Genomic DNA, 23,766 nt, shown 5'->3' on the forward strand with positions numbered 1-23,766 from the left:
CCCTTCGACGCATTCAGGCGTAATGAGAGCATCCGTATGACAAGCCAGATAATCCCGGTTGAACCCTTTGATTGTATCGTTTTCGGTGGCACAGGCGATCTTGCAGAGCGCAAACTGATACCGGCTCTCTACCAGCGTCAGCGTGACGGGCAGTTCTCCGAGCCGACCCGCATCATCGGTGCCTCGCGTTCGGCCATGACCGACCAGGGCTACCGCGATTTTGCGGCGGCGGCGATCAAGGAATTCGTCAAGGCCGACGAGATCGATCCAAAGCAGCTCGACCAATTTCTTTCACGGATCTTCTATGTCGCCGTGGACGCCACGTCCGATAATGGCTGGGAGGAACTCAAGGCGGCGATCGGCAACGACACCAAGCGAATCCGAGCTTTTTATCTTGCGGTCAGCCCGTCATTGTTTGGCGATATCACGAGCCGGCTCAAGAGCCACAAGCTCGTGCACGATCATACCCGCATCATAGTCGAGAAGCCGATCGGCCGCGACCTCGCCTCGGCGATCGCCCTCAACGACACGATCGGTCACGTCTTCCACGAGCAGCAGATATTCCGCATCGACCACTATCTCGGCAAGGAAACCGTGCAGAACCTGATGGCCCTGCGCTTTGCCAATGCCCTCTACGAGCCCTTGTGGAACTCCGCTCATATCGACCATGTCCAAATCACCGTTGCTGAAGCCGTCGGGCTCGAGAACCGTGCCGGCTATTACGATACGGCCGGTGCGCTGCGCGACATGGTGCAAAACCATATGCTGCAGCTGCTCTGCCTCGTCGCCATGGAACCGCCGTCGTCGATGGACGCCGATGCGGTGCGCGACGAGAAGCTGAAGGTGCTGCGCTCGCTCAGCCCGATCAACAACAAGAATTACGAGGAATTGACTGTGCGCGGCCAATACCGCGCCGGGGCATCAGCCGGTGGCGCGGTCAAGGGATATCTGGACGAACTCGGCAAGCCGAGCAGCACCGAGACGTTCGTTGCCATCAAGGCCGAGATCGCCAACTGGCGCTGGGCCGGCGTGCCGTTCTATCTGCGGACCGGGAAGCGCCTCGCCACGCGCGCATCCGAGATCGTCGTTTCGTTCAAGCCGATCCCGCACTCGATCTTCGGCGACAGCGCCGGCCGCGTGGTCGCCAACCAGCTCGTGATCCGCCTGCAGCCCGACGAGGGGGTCAAACAGTGGATGATGATCAAGGATCCGGGTCCGGGCGGTATGCGGCTTCGCCATGTTCCGCTCGACATGAGCTTTGCCGAGTCCTTCCAGGCACGCAATCCCGATGCCTATGAACGCTTGATCATGGATGTCGTGCGCGGCAACCAGACGCTGTTCATGCGCCGCGACGAGGTGGTTGCGGCCTGGCAGTGGGTCGACCCCATTCTCAAGGCCTGGGCCGAGGACGGACAGCCGCCCTACGGCTATACGGCCGGCACCTGGGGACCATCGGCTGCGATCGCCCTGATCGAGCGCGACGGTCGGACCTGGCACGAAGCGGAAGCATAGGAAGGTCGCACGTGTCATGGTGATCGATCATAAGCTGAACATTTTCGCTGACGGTGATGCGCTCGCCGCGGCACTCGCATCCGCCGTCGCCGAACGGCTTGGCACCGCATGCAAGGAACGCGGAAGTGCCGTGCTTGCGGTCTCCGGCGGCACGACCCCTACCCGCTTCTTCAAAGCTCTTTCTCATAAGCGGCTACCCTGGACGAACATTACGATTACCCTCATCGACGAGCGGTATGTACCGCCGACGAGCGACCGGTCCAACGAGAAGCTCGTACGCGAGCTGCTCCTGCAAAACGAAGCGGCGGATGCCAATTTCGTCGGCCTCTACAATCCTGCGCCCAATGTCGAACAAGGTGCTAAACTGGCGTCCGAGGCAATCGGCCGGCTTGGACGCTCGTTTGACGTTTCCGTGCTTGGCATGGGGAACGACGGGCACACGGCATCGTTCTTTCCGGGCGGCGACCATCTTGCTGCGGCGATTGCGCCGGACCAGATGGCGCCGGTTTTGCCCATGCAGGCGGAAGGCGCGGGCGAACCGAGGCTGACGCTGACGCTTCCGATGATTGCCGGATCGCGATTCGTGGCACTGCATATTGAAGGCGCGGCGAAGAAGGACGTGCTCGATGCTGCGCTTGGCGAAGGCAGCGCGCTCGACATGCCGATCCGTGCGGTTCTGCGCTATAAGCCGATAGAGCTTGAGATTTTCTGGGCGCCGTGAGCGGCCCGACTGCGTCGCTGCATCGGGAAGCTCCCAACTTCCGGGCAGCCGCCAAGAGGAGATAGAAGATGACCGTCCTGCAACGGGTAAAAAGCATTACCAATCGCATTTGCGAACAATCAAGACCAACGCGCGATGTCTATCTCGATCACCTGCGGGAGGCGGCCTCACGCAAGCCGAAACGTTCCGCGCTCGCCTGCGCCAATCTTGCCCACGGCTTTGCCGCGTGCAGTCCATCCGACAAGGCGGCGCTTGCCGGCGACGTGGTGCCCAATCTCGGCATCATAACCTCCTACAACGACATGCTCTCGGCGCATCAACCGTTTGAAACCTACCCGCAGCTCATCAAGGCAGCGGCCAAGGAAGCTGGCGGCGTGGCGCAAGTCGCCGGCGGTGTCCCTGCCATGTGCGACGGTGTCACCCAGGGCCAGCCGGGCATGGAGCTTTCCCTGTTTTCGCGCGATGTCATCGCCATTGCAACGGCGATCGGCCTATCGCACGATATGTTCGACGCCGCGGTATATCTTGGCGTTTGCGACAAGATCGTGCCCGGGCTCGTCATCGGCGCGCTCACCTTCGGTCATCTTCCAGCGGTATTTGTTCCAGCCGGACCGATGACGACGGGCCTGCCCAACGACGAAAAGGCAAAGACGCGCCAGCTCTATGCCGAGGGCAAGGTCGGGCGTGATGCACTGCTCGAATCGGAATCAAAGTCCTATCACGGCCCGGGCACCTGCACCTTCTACGGCACCGCCAATTCGAACCAGATGCTGATGGAGATCATGGGCCTGCACATGCCGGGCGCTTCCTTCATCAATCCGGGCACCCCCTTGCGCGAAGCGCTGACCCGCGAAGCCGCGAAACGCGCGCTCGCCATTACCGCTCTCGGCAACGAATATACGCCGGTCGGCGAGATGATCGACGAGAAGACGATCGTCAACGGCGTCGTCGGACTGCATGCGACAGGCGGTTCCACCAACCATACGATGCACCTCGTCGCCATGGCGGCTGCAGCCGGTATCAAATTGACCTGGCAGGATATTTCCGACCTGTCAGACATCGTGCCGCTGCTCGCCCGTGTCTATCCGAACGGTCTTGCCGACGTGAACCATTTCCATGCCGCCGGCGGCATGGGCTATATCATCCGCGAACTTCTCGATGCCGGGCTCCTGCACGAGGACGTCAAGACCGTCTGGGGCGGCAGCGAGGGACTGCGCGCCTATACGATCGAGCCGAAGCTCGGCGAAAACGGCGCTGTCGTGCGCGAGCCGATCGCTGCGGAGAGCGGCGACAAGAAGGTCCTGTCCACCTATAAGGAGCCGTTCCAGGTGACCGGCGGACTGAAGATGCTCAAGGGCAATCTCGGCACCGCCGTTATCAAAACTTCTGCCGTGAAGGCCGACCGCCATATTATCGAGGCGCCGGCCATCGTTTTCGACAGCCAGGCCGAACTGCAGGATGCGTTCAAGGCGGGCAAGCTCGATCGCGATTTCGTGGCTGTGGTGCGTTTCCAGGGCCCGCGCGCCAACGGCATGCCCGAATTGCACAAGCTGACCCCGGCGTTGGGGGTCCTGCAGGATCGGGGTTATAAGGTGGCACTCGTTACCGACGGGCGCATGTCCGGCGCTTCGGGCAAGGTTCCGGCCGCGATCCATGTGACGCCCGAGGCACTCGACGGCGGCCTCATCGGCAAAATCCGGGATGGCGATGTCGTCCGCCTCGACGCGGAAATTGGCGCGCTGGATGTGCTCGAGGATCCGGACGTTCTGGCGGGCCGTCCCGCCCCCGAAGTCGATATCAGCCACAACAGCTATGGCATGGGCCGCGAACTCTTCGCGACATTCCGCCAGGCAGTGGGCCGGGCCGACCACGGAGCTTCTGTGTTCGGCTAGAACATGAAGCGCTAATACGTCGTGCGGCGCTCGTCCGAAGGCGAGCGCCCGAATTGCGCGCGGTAGCTCTGTGCGAAATAGGAATGCGACGTGAATCCCGTTGCGAGCGCGACGTCGAGAATCGGCGAATGGGTTTGCCGCAGCAATTCGCGTGCCCGCTCCAGCCGCAGGCTCATATAGTAACGGCCCGGAGTCATATTGAGGTGACGCAGAAACAGCCGTTCGACCTGCCGCACCGACAGGCCCACCGCCTTGGCAAGCCGGACCGCCGATTTCGGCTGTTCGAGATTGTCGGCCATCAATTCCACGATCTTGCGCAGCTTTTCCGACTTGCCGGTCAGGTCCCGCTCCGGCCCGATGCGCTGGCGATCGGTCTGCGAGCGAATGCGCTCGTGGTGAAACTGGTTGGCGACCTCGTTGGCGAGCGCCGGGCTGAAATCCTGCCGGATGATTTCAAGCATCAGGTCGATCGAGGTGGTGCCGCCGGCGCAGGTATAGCGCTTGCGGTCGATCTCGAAGACATTGCCCGTGCATTCGATCTGCGGGAACTTCTCCTGGAAGCCGGCGCGGTTCTCCCAATGGATAGTGCAGCGATGACCTTCGAGCTGGCCGGCTTCGGCAAGGATATAACTGCCGATATTGAGCCCGCCCAGCGCTGCGCCGCGCCGTCCAAGATTGCGCAAGGCGGCAATGACCTTCTGCTTGTCGTCGAAGTCGGTCTTGAGGCCGGCGCAGACAAAGAAGATATCGGACGACGGAAGGTCGGCAAGTGCATAATCCACATTGATCTGCAGGCCGTTAGAAGCGGTCACTGCCTCGCCATTGGCCGACACGATGATCCACGAATAATAGGGCTGCTCGGCCATGCGGTTGGCCGTACGCATCGTATCGATGGCAGCGGCAAGGCTGAACATCGGGAATTTGTCGACGAGCAGAAAGGCAAAGGTTCTGCTGACCTTGAGGGCTTGGGCCATGTGCTCTTTTAGCGAGATTCCCTGTTAGAGCAAATCGATCAGAAGCGCGGCGGCACCTTCCCAACCGAGCGGTAGGCCGCAACGAGCGTATTGGCCATCAACATGGCGATCGTCATCGGACCGACGCCGCCGGGGACCGGTGTGATGGCAGCCGCGACCGTCGCCGCATCCGCGAAATCGACATCGCCGACAAGGCGCGACTTGCCTTCGCCCTTTTCCGGAGCCGGGATGCGATTGATGCCGACATCGATCACGGTTGCGCCGGGCTTGACCCAATCGGCCTTGACCATTTGCGGCCTGCCGACGGCGGCAACGAGAATATCTGCGTTGCGGCAGATGCCCGCCAGATCCTTGGTCCTGCTATGGGCAATCGTCACCGTCGCATTGTGAGCAAGGAGCAGATTGAACATCGGCTTGCCGACAATGTTCGAGCGGCCGATCACCACCGCGTTGAGCCCGGAGAGGTCCCGGCCCAGAACGCGCTCGATCAGCAGCATGGAGCCTGCCGGCGTGCACGGAACGAAAGCCGTATCGAGTTCGCCGGTGCCGAGCTTGCCGACATTGATGAAATGGAAGCCGTCGACGTCCTTGTCCGGCGAAATCGTCTGGATAATGCGGCCGGAATCGATGTGCTTGGGCAGCGGAAGCTGCACGAGGATGCCGTGGATACACGGGTCGGCATTGAGGCTCTCGACAAGAGCAACAAGTTCTTCCTCGCTGGTATCCTCGGCGAGGGTGTGTTGTACGGATTTGAAGCCGCATTCACGGGCCTTCTTGCCCTTTGAGGCGACGTAGACCTGGCTTGCGGGATCTTCACCGACGATAACGACGGCGATACCGGGCGTGATCCCGGTTGACTCTATCAGTTCGGCGGCCGACGCCTTGACCTTCGAAACCACGTCCTCGGCAATTTCCTTGCCATTGATCGTCACTGCCATGTGCTGCTCCCGGGCGTCGAACTGGTGGATCGGCCACCATAGTGTTGATTTTGCGGCCGAATAATACCGTCAAAGCGGCGTTCGCTGACGCAATAGCGAAAGCGGTCGGGAACAGCAATGCGATGATGTGCCCCAGAGGCGCGTCAGGCTTTCAATCGTTGCTTGGCGAGCGCGCCAAATCCATGCATGATCCCAGAATCTCTCCCGAATCCGGAATTTTCGATGCGCTATTCAGCTTTCAGCCTGCTCAAGAACGCCCTCAACGGCAATAAGGACTGGAAGCCCGCCTGGCGCAAACCCGACCCGAAACCGGCCTACGACGTCGTCATCATCGGCGGCGGCCATGGTCTTGCGACAGCCTATTATCTCGCCAAGGAGCATGGCATTCGCAATATTGCGGTCGTCGAAAAGGGCTGGCTCGGCTCCGGCAATATCGGCCGCAACACCACCGCGATCCGCTCGAACTATCTCCTCACCGAAAACCAGCACTTCTACGAAGCATCGATGAAGCTCTGGGAAACGCTGTCGCAGGACCTCAACTACAATGTGATGTTTTCCCAGCGCGGCGTCATCAACCTCGCCCATACGCTGCCGCAGCTCGACGTTTACGCCCGCCGCGGCAACCAGATGCGTCTTAATGGCATCGATTGCGAGTTGATGAACCCGCAGCAAATCAAGAAACTGATCCCCGGCCTCGACATCAGCAACAATGCGCGTTTTCCGATTCTCGGCGGGCTCATGCAGCGCAGTGCCGGAACGGCGCGCCATGACGCAGTCGTCTGGGGCTATGCCCGCGCCGCCGACCAGCTTGGCGTCGATATCATCGAGAACTGCGAGGTCACAAGCTTCCTCAAGGACGGCGATACCATTACCGGCGTCATGACGACGCGCGGTCCGATCAAGGCCAAGAAGGTCGGCTGCGCGGTGGCCGGCCATACCAGCGAACTCATGCGCCGCGCCGGCGTCGACCGCCTCCCGCTTGAATCGCACGTGCTGCAGGCCTTTGTCTCGGAGGCCCTGAAGCCCGTTGTCGACACGGTCGCGACCTTCGGCGGCGGACATCTCTATTTCAGCCAGTCGGACAAGGGCGGCCTTGTGTTCGGCGGCGATATCGACGGCTATAATTCCTATGCGCAGCGCGGCAACCTTCCGGTCGTCGAAGATGTAATGAGCGAATTCGTCGCTGTCATCCCGGCACTGGCACGCGTCAAGCTGCTTCGCTCCTGGGGCGGCATCATGGACATGACCATGGACGGCTCCCCCATCATCACCACGGGGCCGCTGCCTGGCATGTATCTGAACACCGGCTGGTGCTATGGCGGGTTCAAGGCGACGCCGATTTCGGGAAAATGCTTCGCCTGGACCATCGCCAAGGACGAGCCGCACCCGCTTTCCGCGCCGTTCACGCTCGACCGGTTCTATCGCGGCTATGTCATTGACGACAAGGGACAGGGTCCCACCCCGAGACTGCACTAGCGCGTCGTCCGTTCCTTCACCTGCTTGATCGCAGTATCGAGCCGCGAGGCTGCAATATCCGAGGGCCGAACGGCGTCCGTTTCCGCCACGAGCGAGGTCGATCCCAAAGGCATTTTTGATAATGCTGATGCCTTGCGCCTCCGTACCTGGGATGCCTCGATCATTCCGATCATCAAGGCAATGCCCAAGGCGACGCCTACCGGAAGGATAATGCCCTTATCGACACTAAATAGCGTTCCGATGATGACCACGGCAACGATAAGCCACCGCAGCGGCCGGATGCCATGTGCTTTCTCTTCGGGGGCGGTGTCTGTATCGACAGGCAATTCCGAAACTGGCGCGACATCTTCCGGCAAAGACCGATCTTCGGCTGCGCCGCCGATCGGTTGCGAAGGTTGAGTGGCTTGTGCCAGATCCTCTACCGGCAAGGGCTGTGTGTCGCTATCGGCTGGGAAGACGCTGCGCGCTTCTTCGTCGCCACGCCGGTTGAGCTCGGCCTTGATCGCGGCCATCTCGGCGCGCAAGCGATCAACTGCCTCCTGTTCGGCTTCCTCGGGGGTGAGACTGCGGGCCGTTTCGGGCCATGATCGCTGCAGATCGTCGCTCGCTGCGGCCAGGCGCAAAGCGCGCATGCGATGATAGCGTTCGAGTTCGCTTTCGTGACGAAACGATGGCCCTGAACCTTCAGCGGGCTCTTCCGGCTGGCCCGCAAACGAGAGCAGCGACCGTGGCCGCTTCTTCGTCTCGTTATCGCGATTACTCATCCGCAACCTAACTCCAGCACTGCCGCAACCTGTGTCTTTCGTTCATAGACGAAGGTTAATTCAATCTAAAGTCACGTCAAAAATAAATGGTTAATCAGAACCTGCTCAGGTCAGTGGCGATCGGCGTTGACCCGAAGCACCGGAGCGGATCAAAGTGCGCAAAAATCAGGGAGAATAAAATGGCTGAGAATGTGGTTTTGGTCGGGTGCGGCAATATGGGTTTTGCCATGCTCAAGGGCTGGCTCGATGCCGGCGTGCTGAAGCCGGGCCAGGTGCATGTCGTGGAACCGACCGACGCGTTACGGGAACGGGCGGCAGGATTGGGGGTGGAAGCCGTTGCCAATGCAAGCCGCCTGCCCGCCGACCTTGCACCGCGCGTCATTCTCGTCGCGGTCAAACCGCAGGTCATGGGCGACGTGCTTCCAGCCTATGAGCGTTTCGCCAGGACGGCGACATTTGTCAGCGTCGCTGCCGGCATCACCGTCGCATTCTTTGAAAAAAGCCTCGGCAGGGACGCCGCCATTATTCGCACGATTCCCAACACCCCGGCGGCGATCGGAAAAGGCATGATCGTCACCTACCGCAACAGCAATGTGGAAGACGAGGATGCGCGTTTCGTCAATACACTGCTCAAGACGAGCGGCGCTGTCGCTTCGGTCGCCGACGAGAGCCTGATCGACGCGGTGACGGCAGTTTCAGGTTCGGGCCCGGCTTACGTGTTTCATTTCATCGAGTGCCTGACCGAGGCAGCAGTCACCGCAGGGATCGAACGCAGCACCGCGGAACTATTGGCGATGCAGACCGTCTATGGCGCGGGTGCGCTTGCTGCTTCGAGCAAGGACACGCCAACGACGCTACGCGAACAGGTCACAAGCCCCAACGGAACAACCGCGGCAGCGCTCAACGTGTTGATGGGGGAGAACCGAATGCAAAAGCTTGTCACCGAAGCTGTCGATGCGGCGCACCAGCGCGCCATTGAACTTGGCAAAGTTTGAGCTTTCACCCCTGCAAGGCTTGCTCTAGCCTGCGTGCATGAACGTTCATTCGTCCCCTGATATTGTCGCGGCGACGGCACAACGCGCTTACGGCGCCGCGCGGCTTTCCGTCAAACATGTGAACGGCCGAACCCGCATCGCCTCGCTCTATCAGGAGGGTTGCGCCAAGATTCGCCTGCCCGAGCGCGACGACCACGGTCTTGAGGCGGTGATGATCAACACGTCCGGCGGCCTGACCGGCGGCGACAGGATGCGCTGGGAGTTCGATGTAGCGGAGAACTGCAGGGCGCAGATCACGACGCAGGCTTGCGAGCGCATTTATCGCGCGTCCGCCGATACCGCCGAAGTCGAAACGAAGCTTCACGTCGGCGAAGAGGCTTCACTGGCGTGGCTGCCACAGGAAACCATTGTCTTCGAGAAATCGGCGTTGCGCCGCAGCCTGAATATCAGTCTTGCCGGGGCAAGCCGCGCACTGATCATCGAGCCGATCGTTTTCGGGCGCAAGGCAATGGGCGAAAACATTGAGACCGCAACGTTCCACGATCGCTGGCGCATCTGGCGCGACAACAGGCTCGTCCATGCCGAGGATTTTCGTCTTGGTCCGGATGCCGGTTCAATGCTCCGCCAACCAGCCCTGCTCGGCGGTGCTCGAGCCATGGCAACGGTATTGCTGCTCGGCGCCGATGCGGAGCGTCATCTCGATGCAGCCCGGAAAATAATTGGGGCGAAAGGCGGTGCCTCCTTCTGGTCTGGCAAGCTTCTTGCGAGACTGATCGACGGCGATGCCTATAACCTGCGAAAGCGGCTGGTTCCTTTGATAGAACTGCTGAACGAAGAGGCAGGCGTGCCTAAAGTCTGGGCAATCTAGACGCGAATGTAAGTACAATTTCTAGGGGAAACGATGAACCTCACTCCACGGGAAAAAGACAAGCTTCTCATTTCCATGGCGGCAATGGTCGCGCGCCGGCGGCTCGAGCGCGGCGTCAAGCTCAATCACCCCGAAGCCATTGCCCTGATCAGCGATTTCGTTGTCGAGGGCGCCCGTGACGGACGCTCCGTCGCCGATCTCATGGAAGCGGGCGCCCATGTCATTACGCGTGAGCAGGTCATGGAGGGCATTGCCGAGATGATCCACGACATCCAGGTTGAGGCAACGTTCCCGGACGGTACGAAGCTTGTCACCGTACATGAACCGATCCGCTAGGAGCAGACGATGATCCCAGGAGAAATCATCCCGGCCAAGGGCGACATCGAACTCAACGCCGGCGCGAGCACGGTGACCTTGAAGGTCGCCAACAGGGGCGACCGGCCGGTTCAGGTCGGTTCGCATTACCATTTCTTCGAGACCAATTCCGCCCTCGACTTCGAGCGCGGAAAAGCCCGCGGCATGCGCCTCGATATTGCCGCCGGCACCGCAGTCCGCTTCGAGCCCGGACAGGAGCGCGACGTCACGCTGGTGCCGCTCGGCGGGAACCGGACCGTCTACGGATTCCAGCAAAAGATCATGGGCACGCTTTGAGAATACCGCTTGAATCTTTCATGCCGAAAAGCGACCGGAAGATCTCCGATCGCAACGCGCTTACCGAATTGCCGGGCAGAAGCGGGCGGTCAGCTCGGCTTCTTGGTGACCAGCGTCAGCAGACCCTTGGAATCAAGGCTTGCGATGACGACTGCAGCGGACGTCAGGCCCTTTTCCTTGAGGGCGGCCGAAACCTGGGGCGACTTGTCAATCGAGGTCCGGAGCTTCTGTACGTCCGTATCGCTGCGCTTGGCGATAGCCTCGTTGACCTGGCTCTTCGTCCCTTCGGGCAGTTCGTTGATATCAACAATGTTGATGGTCGTAATCGGCGTCGCGCCGGCCTTCGCTGGCGCCTCGGTCTTGCCGGCCGGCTGTTCAGCCGACGGGGCCTGCGGAGCGGCGGACTGCGCGTAGGCAACGGATGTCGCCAGCGGGAATGCCGCACACAGCGTCAGGACTATCATCTTTCGCATCGTTTTTCCTTTCATGCGATTGGCGAACGATCATCTACTGATGACGGGCGCAGTTCACATGCGGAATTCGATCTGAAGCGGTCAGCAATCGGGTCTTGTCGGGGCAATAACACGGCGAGAATGTGTCGCACTGCACCGGCAATACCGCAGCCTATCCATCGAAGAGGGAATGTTCATGCCCGCTAAAATCAGCCGTTCCGCCTATGCCCGCATGTTCGGCCCAACGACCGGCGACCGTGTGCGCCTTGCCGATACCGAACTCTTCATCGAAGTCGAGAAGGATTTCACGGTCTATGGCGAAGAGGTGAAATTCGGCGGCGGCAAGGTTATTCGCGACGGCATGGGGCAGAGCCAGATCGCACGGGCGGACGGCGCTGTCGATACCGTCATTACCAATGCCTTGATCGTCGATCATACCGGCATCTACAAGGCCGATGTCGGCCTTAAAGACGGTTTGATTGCCTCCATCGGCAAGGCCGGCAATCCCGACACACAGGCCGGCGTTTCGATCATCATCGGGCCGGGCACGGAAATCATCGCCGGCGAAGGCAAGATCCTGACTGCTGGCGGCATGGACGCACATATACATTTCATCTGTCCGCAGCAGATAGAGGAAGCGCTGATGTCGGGCGTGACCACGATGTTCGGAGGCGGCACCGGCCCGGCCCATGGAACCTTGGCCACCACCTGTACCCCCGGGCCATGGCATTTGGCACGAATGATCCAGTCCTTCGACAATATTCCGATGAATATCGGCCTTTCCGGAAAGGGCAACGCCTCGCAGCCAAAGGCGCTTGTGGAAATGATCCTCGGCGGCGCCTGCTCCCTGAAACTGCACGAGGATTGGGGAACGACCCCCGCGGCGATCGATAATTGCCTGACCGTTGCCGATGAATACGACGTCCAGGTGATGATCCACACCGACACGCTCAACGAAAGCGGCTTCGTCGAGGATACGGTCAATGCCTTCAAGGGGCGCACCATCCATGCATTTCACACGGAAGGCGCCGGTGGCGGCCACGCCCCCGACATCATCAAGATCTGCGGGCTGCCGAACGTCATTCCTTCATCGACCAATCCGACCCGGCCCTATACGAAAAACACGATCGCCGAGCACCTCGACATGCTGATGGTCTGCCATCATCTCTCCTCATCGATCCCGGAGGACGTTGCTTTTGCCGAGAGCCGTATCCGCAAGGAGACCATCGCGGCTGAAGACATACTGCACGATATCGGAGCTTTCTCGATCATCTCGTCCGACAGCCAGGCGATGGGCCGTGTCGGCGAGGTGCTGATCAGGACCTGGCAGACGGCCGACAAGATGAAGCGGCAGCGCGGAAGCCTTCCGCAGGAGACCGGCGACAACGACAATTTCAGGGTAAAGCGGTATATAGCGAAATACACGATCAATCCTGCCATCGCGCAAGGCATCTCGCGGCATGTCGGTTCGATCGAAACCGGCAAGCGCGCCGATCTTGTGCTGTGGAACCCGGCCTTCTTCGGCATCAAACCCGATCTTGTGCTGCTTGGCGGCTCGATTGCCGCCGCGCCCATGGGCGATCCCAACGCCTCGATACCAACACCGCAGCCTGTGCACTACCGCTACATGTTCGGGGCCTATGGCCGCAATGTCAGCAATTCGTCGGTGACATTCGTGAGCAAGGCAGCTGAGGAGGCCGGCCTGCGGCAGTCGCTTGGCGTTGACAAGCAGTTCATCGGCGTCGAGAACACCCGCGGCGGCATTTCAAAAGCTTCGATGATCCATAATGACGCGACGCCGCATGTCGAGGTGGATCCGGAGACCTACGAGGTGCGGGCCGACGGCGAATTGCTGACCTGCGAGCCGGCCACTATACTGCCGATGGCGCAGCGCTATTTCTTGTTCTGACGGATGGTAAATTGATGAAAGAGCACTTCAAGCGGCTGGCCTACTACAATAAATGGGCCAATAACCGCATATATGACGCTGCCGCGACGCTCGACAGCGAAGACTATTATGCTGACCGGCGGGCGTTCTTCCGGTCCGTGCACGGCACGCTGAATCATATTCTCGCCATCGACAAATTGTGGTTCGGGCGGATTACGGGCAATCCCTACATTCCCCCGAGCCTCGACGTCATCCTTCACGAGAACCTTGCGGATTTGCGGGCCACCCGCGACGCATTTGACAATCACATCATCGATGTCATCGGCGACCTTGGCGAGGATCGCGTCACCGGCGTGTTCCGCTGGACAACGATGGAGGGCGCGCCCTATGCATCGACGCTCGATCGCTGCCTGACGCAGAATTTCAACCACCAGACACACCATCGCGGGCAAGTACATACCCTGCTCAGCCAGTTAACCGGCAATGCGCCGCCGCTCGACTTCTTCTTGTGCATGAACGACGATTTCAATGAGGAAGACCATTTGCAATGAAACGGGTAACCGATCACGACCACGCCGGGCACTATCATGGCGCACCGTTCGACAGCGTCGTCCTTGCCCATGATGAGCGGCATTTGCGGCGTAAGGTTCTGACCTTGCAGAAAGGCGAACAAATTCTCGTTGACCTGCCCGAGGCGATCGCGTTCACTCATGGCGACGTCCTTGTGCTCGAAGACGGGCGAATTGCCGAAATCGTCGCAGCCGACGAGCAGCTTTACGAGGTCGTGCCGCGCGATCGCCAACATCTTTCAGCGCTTGCCTGGCACCTCGGCAACCGTCACCTGCCGGCGCAGTTGGAAGAACAGCGGATCGTGATCCTGCGCGACCATGTCATCAAGGCGATGCTCGAGGGGCTGGGGGCAAGGGTCAATGAGATTGTCGCCCCCTTTCACCCGTTGCGCGGGGCGTATCATGGCGGGCATGGGGACCATCATCACGGGCACGGCCATGAGCATGAGCACGAGCATGATTGAGGCCGTCGCTTACGTGAGGCCTATGTCGTGAAAACCCCTCACCTCATCCGCCTTATGACCTGGCTGTCGCCGGCCTTCCCCGTCGGGGCGTTTTCGTACAGCCATGGCATCGAGCGGGTGATCCACGACGGCATTATTCGCGACAGGGCGACGCTCGAAGACTGGCTGCGCGACCTCCTCCACCATGGCTCTGTATGGAACGATGCCGTCCTTTTTGCTGCGGGGTGGCGTGAACCTGATGCCGGTGAGGATATCGCCGCGCTTGGCGCGGCGATATCGGGCTCGGCCGAGCGATATATGGAAACGATGCTGCAAGGCAGCGCTTTCATCCAGGCGGCAAGCCATTGGATGAACGTGCGATCCGCAGACGAAATACCCTACCCAGTAGCTGTCGCGAAAGTCGCAGCTGCAAACGGTGTAGAACTCGAACCGGCGCTTGCCGCCTATCTCCATGCTGTCCTGTCCAACCTCATCCAGGGCGCGGTCAGGCTGGTGCCGCTCGGGCAAAGCCAGGGCGTTGCCCTTATGGCTTCGCTTGAGCCGGCGATCCTTGGCGTGGCAAGTGCCGCAGCACGGTCCAGCCTCGATGATCTCGGCTCGGCCGCGATCATGTCGGAAATCGCCGCCATGCAACATGAAACACAATATTCGAGGGTCTTTCGCTCATGATTTCCCAGAATGGACCATTGCGGGTCGGCATTGGCGGCCCCGTCGGCTCGGGCAAAACCACCGTCACGGAAATGCTGTGCAAGGCGATGCGCGGCAGATATTCCGTCGCGGTCGTCACCAACGATATCTATACGAAGGAAGATGCGCTCATTCTCAACCGCTTGCAGGCCCTGCCGGAGGACCGGATCATGGGTGTGGAGACCGGCGGTTGTCCCCATACGGCTATCCGCGAGGATGCGACAATCAATCTGCAGGCCATTGCCGAGATGAACAAGCGGCATCCCGATCTCGAGATCATCTTCATCGAATCGGGCGGCGACAATCTGGCGGCGACGTTCTCGCCCGATCTTGCTGACCTCACCCTCTACGTGATCTCGGTGTGCCAGGGCGAGAAGATCCCGCGCAAGGGTGGCCCCGGCATCACGCGATCCGATCTCCTGATCATCAACAAGAAGGACCTTGCGCCCTATGTTGGAGCTGATCTCGAGGTAATGGATGCAGACACGAAGACCCAGCGCGGCGGCAAGCCCTATGTCTTTACGGATATGCTGCGCCGCGACGGGCTCGATGCCGTCATTGCCTTCATCGAAGCAGCCGGCGGCCTACGCCAGGCGGCTTAGCGCATCGCTGGGCTTGATCATCGCTTCGGCCAGAATCTCATAGGACCTGATCCGCGCCTTGTGATCGAAAATCTGTCCCGTGACCATGACTTCATCGGCGCCGGTGCGTTGAATGAACTCCCCTACACCGGCCTTGACCGTCGCGCGCGAGCCAACAACGCTGCATGACAATGCCTGGCGAAGAATGGCCTTGGAGTGCAGGTCGAGTGTTTCCTCGTAGTTTTCGACCGGCGGCGGCAGCGGGCCGGGCCTGCCGGTGCGCAAGTTTACGAAGGCCTGTTGCTGCGAGCTCTGCAGGAGTTTTGCCTCCGCATCTGTTTCGGCGGCAAAGACATTGAGGCCGAGCATCACGTAGGGCTGATCGATATGTCCCGAAGGCTCGAAGCGGGCACGGTAGATTTCGATGGCCCGCTCCATTTCCGCTGGCGCAAAATGCGACGCGAAGGCGTATGGAAGTCCGAGCGCCGCAGCAAGCTGCGCGCCGAAGAGGCTGGAGCCCAATATCCAGACCGGCACGTTCGTGCCCGCACCCGGTACCGCGATGACCCGCTGGCCGGGTTCCGGGTCGCGCAGATAGCCCATCAACTCGACCACATCCTGCGGAAAACCGTTGACGTCCTGATTGAGATTGCGGCGCAGCGCCTGCGCCGTGATCTGATCGGTCCCGGGGGCGCGTCCGACGCCGAGATCAATGCGACCCGGATGCAGCGAAGCGAGCGTGCCGAAGGCCTCTGCTACCATCAGCGGCGCATGATTGGGCAACATGATGCCGCCAGCGCCCACGCGGATGGTCGAAGTTCCAGCGGCAATATGAGCGATGACGACCGCAGTCGCCGCGCTGGCAATACCGCGCATGCTGTGATGCTCGGCGAGCCACAAGCGGTTATAGCCGAGCCGTTCGGCATTCTGGGCGAGATCGAGTGAATTGCGAAGCGATTGCCCGGCATTGCTGCCTTCGGCGATCGGTGAGAGGTCGAGGACGGATATTGGGGTCATCGGCTTCATATAGGCGCGCCCCTGCGCGGCGCAATGCGCCCCCGCCGTTTCATGATTCACAAATATTGAAGCATCTTCCCCGAAAGGATCGGACGGTTTCATTTATCTGTAGATCGTCGGCTCCCGCATCTCAGGACTCCAAAAAAATTGCACTTCGGTGCCGCTAACGCGAGCGGGGGGGCAATCTGGCTCGAAAGCCATTTCGAGCCTGGCCGTTGATGTTTTCGATAAATTGTGGAAGAACGCGCATACTGGCGTCCAATCTGGTCCAATTGGCGTGCAGGCGCACGCACATGAGTTTACCTCTAAACGTCTGACTGGTCACATCAAATTGCCGCCGTTGTTCTGCGCAGTATCCATTGATCTGTATTGCGTATTTTAACGTGATTATATATGTTTATATACATTTAATGGAGAGCTTTCTAATGGACGTCGCGGCGCTACCAAAAGAACGGCAGAAATTAATCCTCGATCGCCTGCAAAATACGGGAAGAGTCATAGCGGCAGAGATTGCGGCGGAAGTCGGTGCGACAGAGGACACGGTTAGACGAGATTTGCGGCATTTGGCCAAGGAGGGGCTTTGTCAAAGGGTCTATGGGGGCGCGTTGACGATCCATAAGATCTCCACCCCTTTGCACGTGCGAGAGGACGAGAATAGGGATCGAAAAAGGCGGCTTGCGCTACGAGCGGTACAACTGTTGAGGACAGGAGATGTCGTGTTCATTGACGCAGGTTCAACGAACACTGAAATCGCAAGGCTGCTGCCTGACAACTTGAATTTTCGCGTGATCACAAACGCGCCGGCCGTGGCCAACGCCATCTTGGGCAGGTCCGGTATTGAAGTCGATATTATCGGCGGACACCTCGATCGCACCACAGGTGGCTCGCTGGGAGCACGTGCTGTTAGCGAAGTTCGATCGATGAGGCCGAGCATCTGCTTCCCGGGCATCTGTGCGCTGGATTCTGAACTGGGACTAACGGCGTTTGATCCTGAGGACGCGTTTATGAAGGCTAATATCATAGCGTCGAGTGCTCGCGTCGTAGCTGTAGCGACAAGGGAAAAGATCGCCACGTGCGCTCCATATGTTGTCTCAGCCGCCGACAAGATTACAGATCTGGTGGTCGAGGCCGGTATCGAGGAAGACACTCTCACTGCATATGCGAAGATTGGATTGGCAATTCAGGTGGTGGATGGACTGAAAGATGAGTGAAAGCGACGCGAAACACCGATTGATTGGAGCCAGGATTTCAACAACTATCGTTTTTCTGGTAAACGGTATTGGCATCGGCGCGTGGGCCGCGTGCCTGCCAGCTTTGCGCCAATCGCTTTCCCTAACGGATTCGGCCCTGTCTCTATGCCTCCTTGCGTTCTCAGGTGGTGGGCTCGTTGGCATGCCTGTGGCGGCTTGGTTGGTCTCGCGTTTGGGCAGTCAGTACGCAACGATACTCCTAGGCTTGATTTTTCCGATCACAATGGTCCTTCCGGGGTTTGCTGCCACGCTTCCTGTTTTGATTTTCACCGCGCTGATCTTTGGCATGGGAAAGGGCTTCCTAGATGTGGCAATGAACACGTTTGCCGCTGCGCTACAGACCGCCTGGAGATCATCGATAATGTCGTCTTTTCATGCCGCCTTTAGCGTCGGCGGTCTAGTCGGTTCGATTTCGATCGGCCTGATGTTCGTGAATGGATTGAGCGTCTTGACGGCCCTTGCGCTCTTGGCCATTTTTTCAGTTGCAGCGATAGGAGCCTGCATCACACTTGGACTGAAAGTTACGATCGAAGAAAGACGTGAAAGCGATACGCGTGCGTTCGCTATCCCTTCCCCTGCCTTGTTTGGAATTGGATTGCTTTGTTTTCTGGGCCTACTGATGGAGGGCGGCATGGCCGATTGGTCCGGCGTCTACATGACGACCGTTGTCAAAGTGTCCACTGCACAAGCCGCTATGGGATACGCTGCCTTTTCTCTGATGATGGTTGCGGGCCGCGTCCTCGGTGATTGGTTTGTCGGCGTCTTCGGCGAACGGGCCTCATTGCTGATGGGTGCGATCTCAGCCGCTAGCGGCTTTGCCATCTCGTTGGGCAGCCCTACATTTGAACTTTCTGTGTTCGGCTTCGCATTGGTAGGACTGGGGGCATCAAATCTTGTGCCTCTGCTCTTTAGCGCCGCTTCTCGAACTGTGGGCCTACCTCCAGCAACAGCCATTGCGATGACGGCTTCGATCGGCTACGCCGGGTTTCTGATCGGCCCTCCGCTGATAGGCTTCGCGTCTGATCATATCGGCCTCCGGCTTGCGCTTGTTTCACTATTTCTCTCGGCCGTCCTTATCGGCACCTTTGGACCGAGGCTGCTTGCCGTCCAAGCTGCGATCAAGCCGTTCAAGCTTAACGCATAGCGAGGTTCATGGATGCGATGAAACTATTTCGTGGTTGTAGTCGCTAAATCCACGGCATTGTTGTTAAAACAATCGACGAGCCTGCCGCGAGGCGAACGCGGCCGCCCAATGGCCGGTCTCAAAGCGAACGGGAGTGAAGACGCAGTTCCGGCCCCTTGAGGGCACGCGTCTCCTGCGACAACTGCTCATCGGCCTCACGAATAGCGGTCTCGATGAAATAAGCAATCATCTCAAAACCTTCATCATCTGCCATGGCGCAGAGTCTCGAGAGTTCGTCTTTTAATTCTTCAAGTTTATTGGCTCTCTTCGTCATCCCGTTCCATCCATCCAATGAATCCCGGCTCGCCCCATCACATCGGTCCGCCGGCACTAGCCATGCGAGCAACGCCGGGTGCAAGACGTTCACGATACTTCCGCGGAATTTCCCCGTCATAGTTAATGTGCTTGTTGATTCCGACAAGACTTCGCACAAACAATAATCGCAACTTGCTCATATTGAAAAGACCCCATATATCCTCAAATCATTGTGACAACTTGTAATAGTAATATAAACTTTCATTAAAATTTTACATGACGTTGCACAAGCCACTGAAAAGCCTGTTCTATTGCGTCAACCCGCAATTAAAGACTTATCAAAAATGTGAGAGCTGAACTTCGGCCTTGCCGCAGATTTTCTGTGATTTCGTCTTTACGGCCTGATCGATAATTCCAGATGCAAGGTCCGAGACGATCTCGACCGCGATATCCTCCGGAAGGCCGGTCTCTTTCATGCCCTTGCGCATCGCAGTTTCGCTGGCCTCGCTGGTGCCGCAAATATAGGCGCGCGCCTCAAGATAGGCTGCACGTTCAAGCTGCGGGTTGTTGACTTCGTCGCCCTCGCCGCCTTTTGGTACTGAAGACTGCACTTCGCTCTTGATGCTGAAAGCCTGGACAGGTGCATAGCCCGCGGCAACTGATATTATCAGCCCTGCTGCGAGTACGGGGATACATGATTTAGAGAATTGCATTGCCCTGCCCCTTCCAACCAAGTTCAAACGGCGCTCGCAGAATTGCTACTCGCCTCATTCATACGTTGTTAACGGATTGGGGACTGGTTCCGTTCCAATTGTATAGTCAACGCTCCGTGATAGAGGCGTGACGGACTGGCGGCGCAAATTGCTGCAATGCACCAAATGCAATGCTGCTATGCAATATTGTGCATATTAAATCAGATCAGTTGAGTTATTCTCAAATCAGGAATTTTCGGCAGCGTCACCTCCTCCCGGCTCTGTCGAAACGGATGGCCTCTCTCCTCCCAGAAGGCCTTCCATACCCAACGAAACCCACCGCACCTCCTCCCGCGGTGGGTTTTGTCGTTTCAGGGCCACGACCGTCCGGTATCCGGCATGAATAAAGCCGCCTCGCGAAGATCGCCAGGCGGCTGCACTAAGCACGGTCGAATTCGATAAAACTATTGAGGCGCGGCCGGCTTCGCCGACTTTGCCGCATCGGCCACGCTCGGTTCCTTCGACGGCGATGCGCGTGTGGTCAATGATTTCGGCGGCGGCACGTAGTAGGTATCCTTGGCCGGCGACGGCCCTGATGCGGCCGTGCTGCCGCCCTTCATTCCAGTGGTGCAGCCCGCAACGACGAGGAGGCCAAGGGCGATGACGGACAGTGCTGCTCGCATTCGATATTCCTTTGCGTGATGGCGCCAAAGGGGCGCTTGAGAATCGCTACCCCGTTGACCATTCAATCATGGCGATACCGCGTCAAGGCATCAGCGAATGAGAATGGCGCGCAAGTCGTTGACATTCGTCCCGGTCGGGCCCGGCACAAAAAGATCGTCGATCGCTGCAAATGCAGTCCAGGCATCATTGCTGTTGAGGTGTGCCGACGCGTCATTCCCCTTGGCAAGGAGCCGCGCCACTGTCGTGCTGTCGGCAAAGGCCCCGGCATTGTCCTCGGAACCGTCGATACCGTCCGTATCGGCCGCAAAGGCGCTGATACCGTCCACACCGTCGATATCAATGGCGAGCGACAGCAGGAATTCGCTGTTGCGCCCGCCCTTGCCTTTGCCGCGAACGGTTACGGTCGTCTCGCCACCGGAAAGAATGACGACCGGCTTCTTGAACGGCTGGTCCTTCATAAGAACCTGCTTGGCCATCGCTGCGTGGACGTGGGCAACCTCGCGCGCTTCGCCTTCGATCGCATCCGAAAGGATCGCAGCCTGTATATCCATGTCGCGCGCCACCTTGGCAGCCGCTTCGAGCGAGACCGCAGCAGATGCAATCACATGGTGTTCATGCCCCGTAAAGACGCTGTCCGAGGGCTTGGGCGCATCGGCTTTGGCCGAGTTGAGATGAGCGAGCGCGGCCTTGGGCAAATCGAGATTGTAGCGTTCGACAATGCGCAGCGCGTCTTCGCGCGTGGTCTCGTCGGTAACGGTCGGGCCGGAGGCAACAAATGCCGGGTTGTCGCCGGGAATGTCCGACACGATCAGTGAGTAGACGCGGGCCGGATGTGCCGCTGCCGCGAGCCGCCCGCCCTTGATCGTCGAAAGATGCTTGCGCACCGCATTCATCGCCGAAATGGGCGCGCCCGAGGCAAGCAGCATCTTGTTGACGGCAATCTCGTCGTCAAGCGTCATGCCTTCCGGAGGCGAAGGGAGAAGTGCGGACCCGCCGCCTGAAATAAGAGCCACCACCAGATCATCAGCCGACAGGCCAGACACTGTTTCAAGCAGGCGCTTGGACGCGACCAGCCCAGCAGCATCGGGAACCGGATGCGATGCTTCGATGATTTCGATATGTTTGCAGGGCGCGCCAAAGCCGTAGCGGGTGACCACGACACCTTCGAGCGGACCGTCCCAGACCTTCTCGAAGGCGCTGGCCATTTGCGCCGAGCCCTTGCCAGCGCCGATGACAATGGTCCTGCCCCTCGGCTTCGGCGGCAAGTGTGCAGCAATCGTCCGCTCAGGATCAGCGGCATCAACTGCGGCCTGAAACAGCTTTACGAAGAATTCCTTGTCCTCACCCATTTTCACACTTCCAAATCAAAAACCAAAACGCCCGCAACACCGTCTGCCGTGGCGGCAACGATGCGCCCTGCTATGGCCTGGTGTTCGGGATGGACGAGATAGGCGTCGCGCGCCGTAGCGTCGGCAAAATCGAGAATAAACCCCTCGGAATAGCCCTTGTCCATGCCTGCCTCCGGGCTGACATTGCCGCCATAGGAGATTGCCAGCGCACCGGGAAGATTGTCGCAAAGTTTTTGCAGATCGCGATAGATCGATTGGCGCTCCTGCGCGGTGACCTCATCACGAAAGCGGAGAAAGACACAATGGCGGATCAAGACCGGAACCCCTCTAGAATAATGCACGGGCTGGACGTCGTAATGTCCGGCTGCGCATCCTGAACAGATTGCCGGAAATTGCGAGCGCTATTTCCGCCGTAAGCCAAAATAACATCAGCCGAAGCAAGGACTACATCGCTTTCGCAAGAAGCTGTTCAACAGAGAGAGCCATAGCAAGCAGTCGACGGTCCGCGCCGTGACGCCCAATCAGCATCAATCCGCCCGGCAAGGCCATGCCGGGCATAGGCAGGCTGATCGCCGTCAGGTCGAACTGGTTGGCTACCTGCGTGTTGCGCAGAAGCAATCCTTCGATCTCCCGGTACCGCTGCTCGTTGGCGGCGACTTCCTCGATCAGTGGTGCAACGATTGGACAGGTCGGCACCGCAATAAGATCGAAGGCGCTGATCCGCCGATCCATGGCCTCTACAAGCGCACGCCGGCGCTGCATCAACCCGATGTATTCGCTCTCGGGGACAGCAAGGCGGCGAAGCAGAGGACGACGAACACGTTGATCGACATCCAGGCCCTTATCATGCAGCCAGTCGGCGTGGACCCTGCTTCCCTCAATGCCGGCGATCGAGCCGACGGAGGTTGCGACAGCCATTGCATCGATAAGATCGTCAATCGAGCAATCTGCAAGGATAGCACCGGCGGCCTCGAAGGTGCTTAGGCTAGTCTCGAATGCCGTAGCGATCGATGGTTCGGTCAGGTCGAAGAGTTGGCTGCGCGGCACACCGATTCGCAGGCCCTTCAGCGCGATGGGCATGGGCACAGCCGGCAATTCCTCGGCCATGATGGCATCCGCCAGCGCGCAGTCCGCGACGGAGCGCGCCAGTGGCCCGAGAGAATCAAGGCTGGGAGAGAGCGGAAAGGCGCCCTGAAGCGGGATGCGCCTTGCCGTAGGCTTGAAGCCGACGACGCCGTTCAACGCCGCGGGAATGCGGATAGAACCGCCAGTGTCGGAACCGATGGCTATTTCGCTCGTGCCTTCGGCAACTGAAATGCCGGCGCCTATCGAAGAACCGCCCGCGACCCGGTCAGGATCACCTGCATTTCCTGCGACAGGATAGTGCGGATTAAGACCGACCGCTGTAAAGGCAAACTCGGTCATGAGCGTTTTGCCGATGATCACGGCGCCGGCTTTGCGTAATCTTTCCACCACTACGGCGTCGGCTACGGCGGCTGCAGCGGTTCGTCGGATGACGGATCCCGACAGTGTCGGTTCGCCGGCGACATCGAGAAGGTCCTTGATCGAGACGATGCGCCCGTCAAGCGGACCGAGGGAGCCGCCTTCTGCGGTACGTCTGTCCGCGGCCTCGGCGGCGTTGCGCGCCGCATCAGCATAGACCTTGACGAAGACACGTTCGTCGTCTCGGCGGGCATCGAGTTTGGCGAGCGCCAGTCCGAGCCGTTCGCGTGCTGATGGTACGGTTTGCATCTCTACCCGCTGCAGTTGTTTGCACCGAGATATAGCGGCTGGCGATCCAACTTTGGAAGAGGACCTCGTAAACATTCGGCTGCTGCTATGCAGCATCATCAATGCTGCTCTGCAACATTGGCAATTTTCTTGCCCGCCGAAGCAACGCATAT

The 23,766-nt window shown here is 59.3% G+C and carries 26 protein-coding genes; 15 read left to right on the forward strand and 11 right to left on the reverse strand.

The window, feature by feature from the left end; all coding sequences use genetic code 11:
- The first annotated feature begins 36 nt into the window (after window positions 1-36).
- The 3 genes from zwf (at window position 37) to edd (ending at window position 4,125) form a co-directional block, all read left to right on the forward strand.
- Window positions 37-1,512, forward strand: a complete 1,476-nt coding sequence (gene zwf, locus BLR72_RS16350) for a glucose-6-phosphate dehydrogenase (protein ID WP_027230271.1) — start codon at window positions 37-39, stop codon at window positions 1,510-1,512.
- 16 nt (window positions 1,513-1,528) lie between these two features.
- On the forward strand, window positions 1,529-2,233 hold the full coding sequence (gene pgl / locus BLR72_RS16355; protein ID WP_091950353.1) for a 6-phosphogluconolactonase: 705 nt from the start codon (window positions 1,529-1,531) through the stop codon (window positions 2,231-2,233).
- A gap of 68 nt (window positions 2,234-2,301) precedes the next feature.
- Complete coding sequence (gene edd, locus BLR72_RS16360; protein ID WP_091950355.1) at window positions 2,302-4,125, forward strand: phosphogluconate dehydratase; 1,824 nt, start codon at window positions 2,302-2,304, stop codon at window positions 4,123-4,125.
- Window positions 4,126-4,136: 11 nt separating this feature from the next.
- Here edd and BLR72_RS16365 read toward each other — a convergent pair whose 3' ends face one another.
- Both BLR72_RS16365 and folD read right to left on the reverse strand, forming a co-directional pair.
- Window positions 4,137-5,099 carry a GlxA family transcriptional regulator gene (locus BLR72_RS16365; RefSeq protein WP_027230274.1) on the reverse strand — a complete coding sequence of 321 codons (963 nt, stop codon included), beginning with the start codon at window positions 5,097-5,099 and terminating at the stop codon, window positions 4,137-4,139.
- A gap of 38 nt (window positions 5,100-5,137) precedes the next feature.
- Window positions 5,138-6,037: a bifunctional methylenetetrahydrofolate dehydrogenase/methenyltetrahydrofolate cyclohydrolase FolD gene (gene folD, locus BLR72_RS16370; RefSeq protein WP_091950357.1), complete on the reverse strand. Its 900-nt coding sequence runs from the start codon at window positions 6,035-6,037 to the stop codon at window positions 5,138-5,140.
- A gap of 222 nt (window positions 6,038-6,259) precedes the next feature.
- Here folD and BLR72_RS16375 point away from each other — a divergent pair, with 222 nt between their 5' ends.
- Window positions 6,260-7,513 (forward strand): sarcosine oxidase subunit beta family protein, encoded by a 1,254-nt coding sequence (locus BLR72_RS16375; protein ID WP_027230276.1) that lies wholly within the window; start codon window positions 6,260-6,262, stop codon window positions 7,511-7,513.
- Here BLR72_RS16375 and BLR72_RS16380 read toward each other — a convergent pair.
- Window positions 7,510-8,277, reverse strand: coding sequence for a hypothetical protein (locus BLR72_RS16380; RefSeq protein ID WP_091950359.1), 768 nt, complete (start codon window positions 8,275-8,277; stop codon window positions 7,510-7,512). The genes BLR72_RS16375 and BLR72_RS16380 overlap by 4 nt on opposite strands.
- A gap of 179 nt (window positions 8,278-8,456) precedes the next feature.
- On the opposite strand from BLR72_RS16380, the gene proC reads away from it, so the two are divergent.
- Genes proC through BLR72_RS16400 form a run of 4 tightly spaced genes read left to right on the forward strand, consistent with a single transcriptional unit; the run spans window position 8,457 to window position 10,791 of the window.
- Window positions 8,457-9,272: a pyrroline-5-carboxylate reductase gene (proC, locus tag BLR72_RS16385; RefSeq protein WP_091950360.1), complete on the forward strand. Its 816-nt coding sequence runs from the start codon at window positions 8,457-8,459 to the stop codon at window positions 9,270-9,272.
- Window positions 9,273-9,309: 37 nt separating this feature from the next.
- Window positions 9,310-10,140, forward strand: a complete 831-nt coding sequence (locus BLR72_RS16390; protein ID WP_091950362.1) for an urease accessory protein UreD — start codon at window positions 9,310-9,312, stop codon at window positions 10,138-10,140.
- Window positions 10,141-10,173: 33 nt separating this feature from the next.
- Entirely contained in the window at window positions 10,174-10,476 is a 303-nt protein-coding gene (locus BLR72_RS16395) for an urease subunit gamma (protein WP_091950364.1), read from the forward strand.
- A 9-nt stretch (window positions 10,477-10,485) separates the two neighbouring features.
- Window positions 10,486-10,791, forward strand: a complete 306-nt coding sequence (locus BLR72_RS16400; protein ID WP_091950366.1) for an urease subunit beta — start codon at window positions 10,486-10,488, stop codon at window positions 10,789-10,791.
- A gap of 89 nt (window positions 10,792-10,880) precedes the next feature.
- On the opposite strand, the gene BLR72_RS16405 is transcribed toward BLR72_RS16400, so the two are convergent.
- Window positions 10,881-11,264 carry a hypothetical protein gene (locus BLR72_RS16405; RefSeq protein ID WP_027230283.1) on the reverse strand — a complete coding sequence of 128 codons (384 nt, stop codon included), beginning with the start codon at window positions 11,262-11,264 and terminating at the stop codon, window positions 10,881-10,883.
- Between the two features lie 175 nt (window positions 11,265-11,439).
- Here BLR72_RS16405 and ureC point away from each other — a divergent pair, with 175 nt between their 5' ends.
- From ureC to ureG, 5 genes are read left to right on the forward strand one after another with little or no spacing between them, the layout of a single operon-like run.
- Window positions 11,440-13,152: an urease subunit alpha gene (ureC, locus tag BLR72_RS16410; RefSeq protein ID WP_091950811.1), complete on the forward strand. Its 1,713-nt coding sequence runs from the start codon at window positions 11,440-11,442 to the stop codon at window positions 13,150-13,152.
- Window positions 13,153-13,166: 14 nt separating this feature from the next.
- A complete protein-coding gene (locus tag BLR72_RS16415) occupies window positions 13,167-13,682 on the forward strand; it encodes a DinB family protein (RefSeq protein ID WP_091950368.1) in 516 nt (171 codons plus the stop codon).
- Window positions 13,679-14,164 carry an urease accessory protein UreE gene (gene ureE, locus BLR72_RS16420; RefSeq protein WP_091950370.1) on the forward strand — a complete coding sequence of 162 codons (486 nt, stop codon included), beginning with the start codon at window positions 13,679-13,681 and terminating at the stop codon, window positions 14,162-14,164. The genes BLR72_RS16415 and ureE overlap by 4 nt, the downstream gene beginning before the upstream one ends.
- A 54-nt stretch (window positions 14,165-14,218) precedes the next feature.
- The gene (locus BLR72_RS16425) at window positions 14,219-14,833 is read left to right on the forward strand and encodes an urease accessory protein UreF (RefSeq protein WP_091950372.1); all 615 of its coding nucleotides are present in this window, start codon (window positions 14,219-14,221) and stop codon (window positions 14,831-14,833) included.
- Entirely contained in the window at window positions 14,830-15,453 is a 624-nt protein-coding gene (gene ureG, locus BLR72_RS16430; protein ID WP_091950374.1) for an urease accessory protein UreG, read from the forward strand. The genes BLR72_RS16425 and ureG overlap by 4 nt, the downstream gene beginning before the upstream one ends.
- Here the strand turns inward: ureG and BLR72_RS16435 are convergent.
- Window positions 15,436-16,449, reverse strand: coding sequence for an LLM class flavin-dependent oxidoreductase (locus BLR72_RS16435; protein ID WP_036813875.1), 1,014 nt, complete (start codon window positions 16,447-16,449; stop codon window positions 15,436-15,438). The genes ureG and BLR72_RS16435 overlap by 18 nt on opposite strands.
- Window positions 16,450-16,874: 425 nt before the next feature.
- On the opposite strand from BLR72_RS16435, the gene BLR72_RS16440 reads away from it, so the two are divergent.
- Complete coding sequence (locus BLR72_RS16440; RefSeq protein WP_175492382.1) at window positions 16,875-17,660, forward strand: DeoR/GlpR family DNA-binding transcription regulator; 786 nt, start codon at window positions 16,875-16,877, stop codon at window positions 17,658-17,660.
- Window positions 17,653-18,843, forward strand: coding sequence for an MFS transporter (locus BLR72_RS16445; protein WP_091950378.1), 1,191 nt, complete (start codon window positions 17,653-17,655; stop codon window positions 18,841-18,843). Before BLR72_RS16440 ends, BLR72_RS16445 begins: the two co-directional genes overlap by 8 nt.
- A 118-nt stretch (window positions 18,844-18,961) precedes the next feature.
- Here the strand turns inward: BLR72_RS16445 and BLR72_RS22305 are convergent, their stop codons facing one another.
- The 6 genes from BLR72_RS22305 to BLR72_RS16475 all read right to left on the reverse strand — a co-directional run bounded on the left by BLR72_RS22305 (window position 18,962) and on the right by BLR72_RS16475 (window position 23,614).
- The gene (locus BLR72_RS22305) at window positions 18,962-19,156 is read right to left on the reverse strand and encodes a hypothetical protein (protein ID WP_027230288.1); all 195 of its coding nucleotides are present in this window, start codon (window positions 19,154-19,156) and stop codon (window positions 18,962-18,964) included.
- 319 nt (window positions 19,157-19,475) lie between these two features.
- Complete coding sequence (locus tag BLR72_RS16455) at window positions 19,476-19,850, reverse strand: hypothetical protein (RefSeq protein WP_091950382.1); 375 nt, start codon at window positions 19,848-19,850, stop codon at window positions 19,476-19,478.
- A 443-nt stretch (window positions 19,851-20,293) separates the two neighbouring features.
- Window positions 20,294-20,512, reverse strand: a complete 219-nt coding sequence (locus BLR72_RS16460) for a hypothetical protein (RefSeq protein WP_091950383.1) — start codon at window positions 20,510-20,512, stop codon at window positions 20,294-20,296.
- A 90-nt stretch (window positions 20,513-20,602) separates the two neighbouring features.
- Window positions 20,603-21,862, reverse strand: coding sequence for a glycerate kinase type-2 family protein (locus tag BLR72_RS16465; protein ID WP_091950385.1), 1,260 nt, complete (start codon window positions 21,860-21,862; stop codon window positions 20,603-20,605).
- A 2-nt stretch (window positions 21,863-21,864) separates the two neighbouring features.
- Window positions 21,865-22,176 carry a Dabb family protein gene (locus BLR72_RS16470; RefSeq protein WP_091950387.1) on the reverse strand — a complete coding sequence of 104 codons (312 nt, stop codon included), beginning with the start codon at window positions 22,174-22,176 and terminating at the stop codon, window positions 21,865-21,867.
- A gap of 130 nt (window positions 22,177-22,306) precedes the next feature.
- Window positions 22,307-23,614: an amidase gene (locus BLR72_RS16475; protein ID WP_091950389.1), complete on the reverse strand. Its 1,308-nt coding sequence runs from the start codon at window positions 23,612-23,614 to the stop codon at window positions 22,307-22,309.
- Between the last annotated feature and the right edge of the window lie 152 nt (window positions 23,615-23,766).

Origin of the sequence: Phyllobacterium sp. YR620 (genome assembly GCF_900104165.1) — a bacterium.
GTDB lineage: Bacteria > Pseudomonadota > Alphaproteobacteria > Rhizobiales > Rhizobiaceae > Phyllobacterium > Phyllobacterium pellucidum.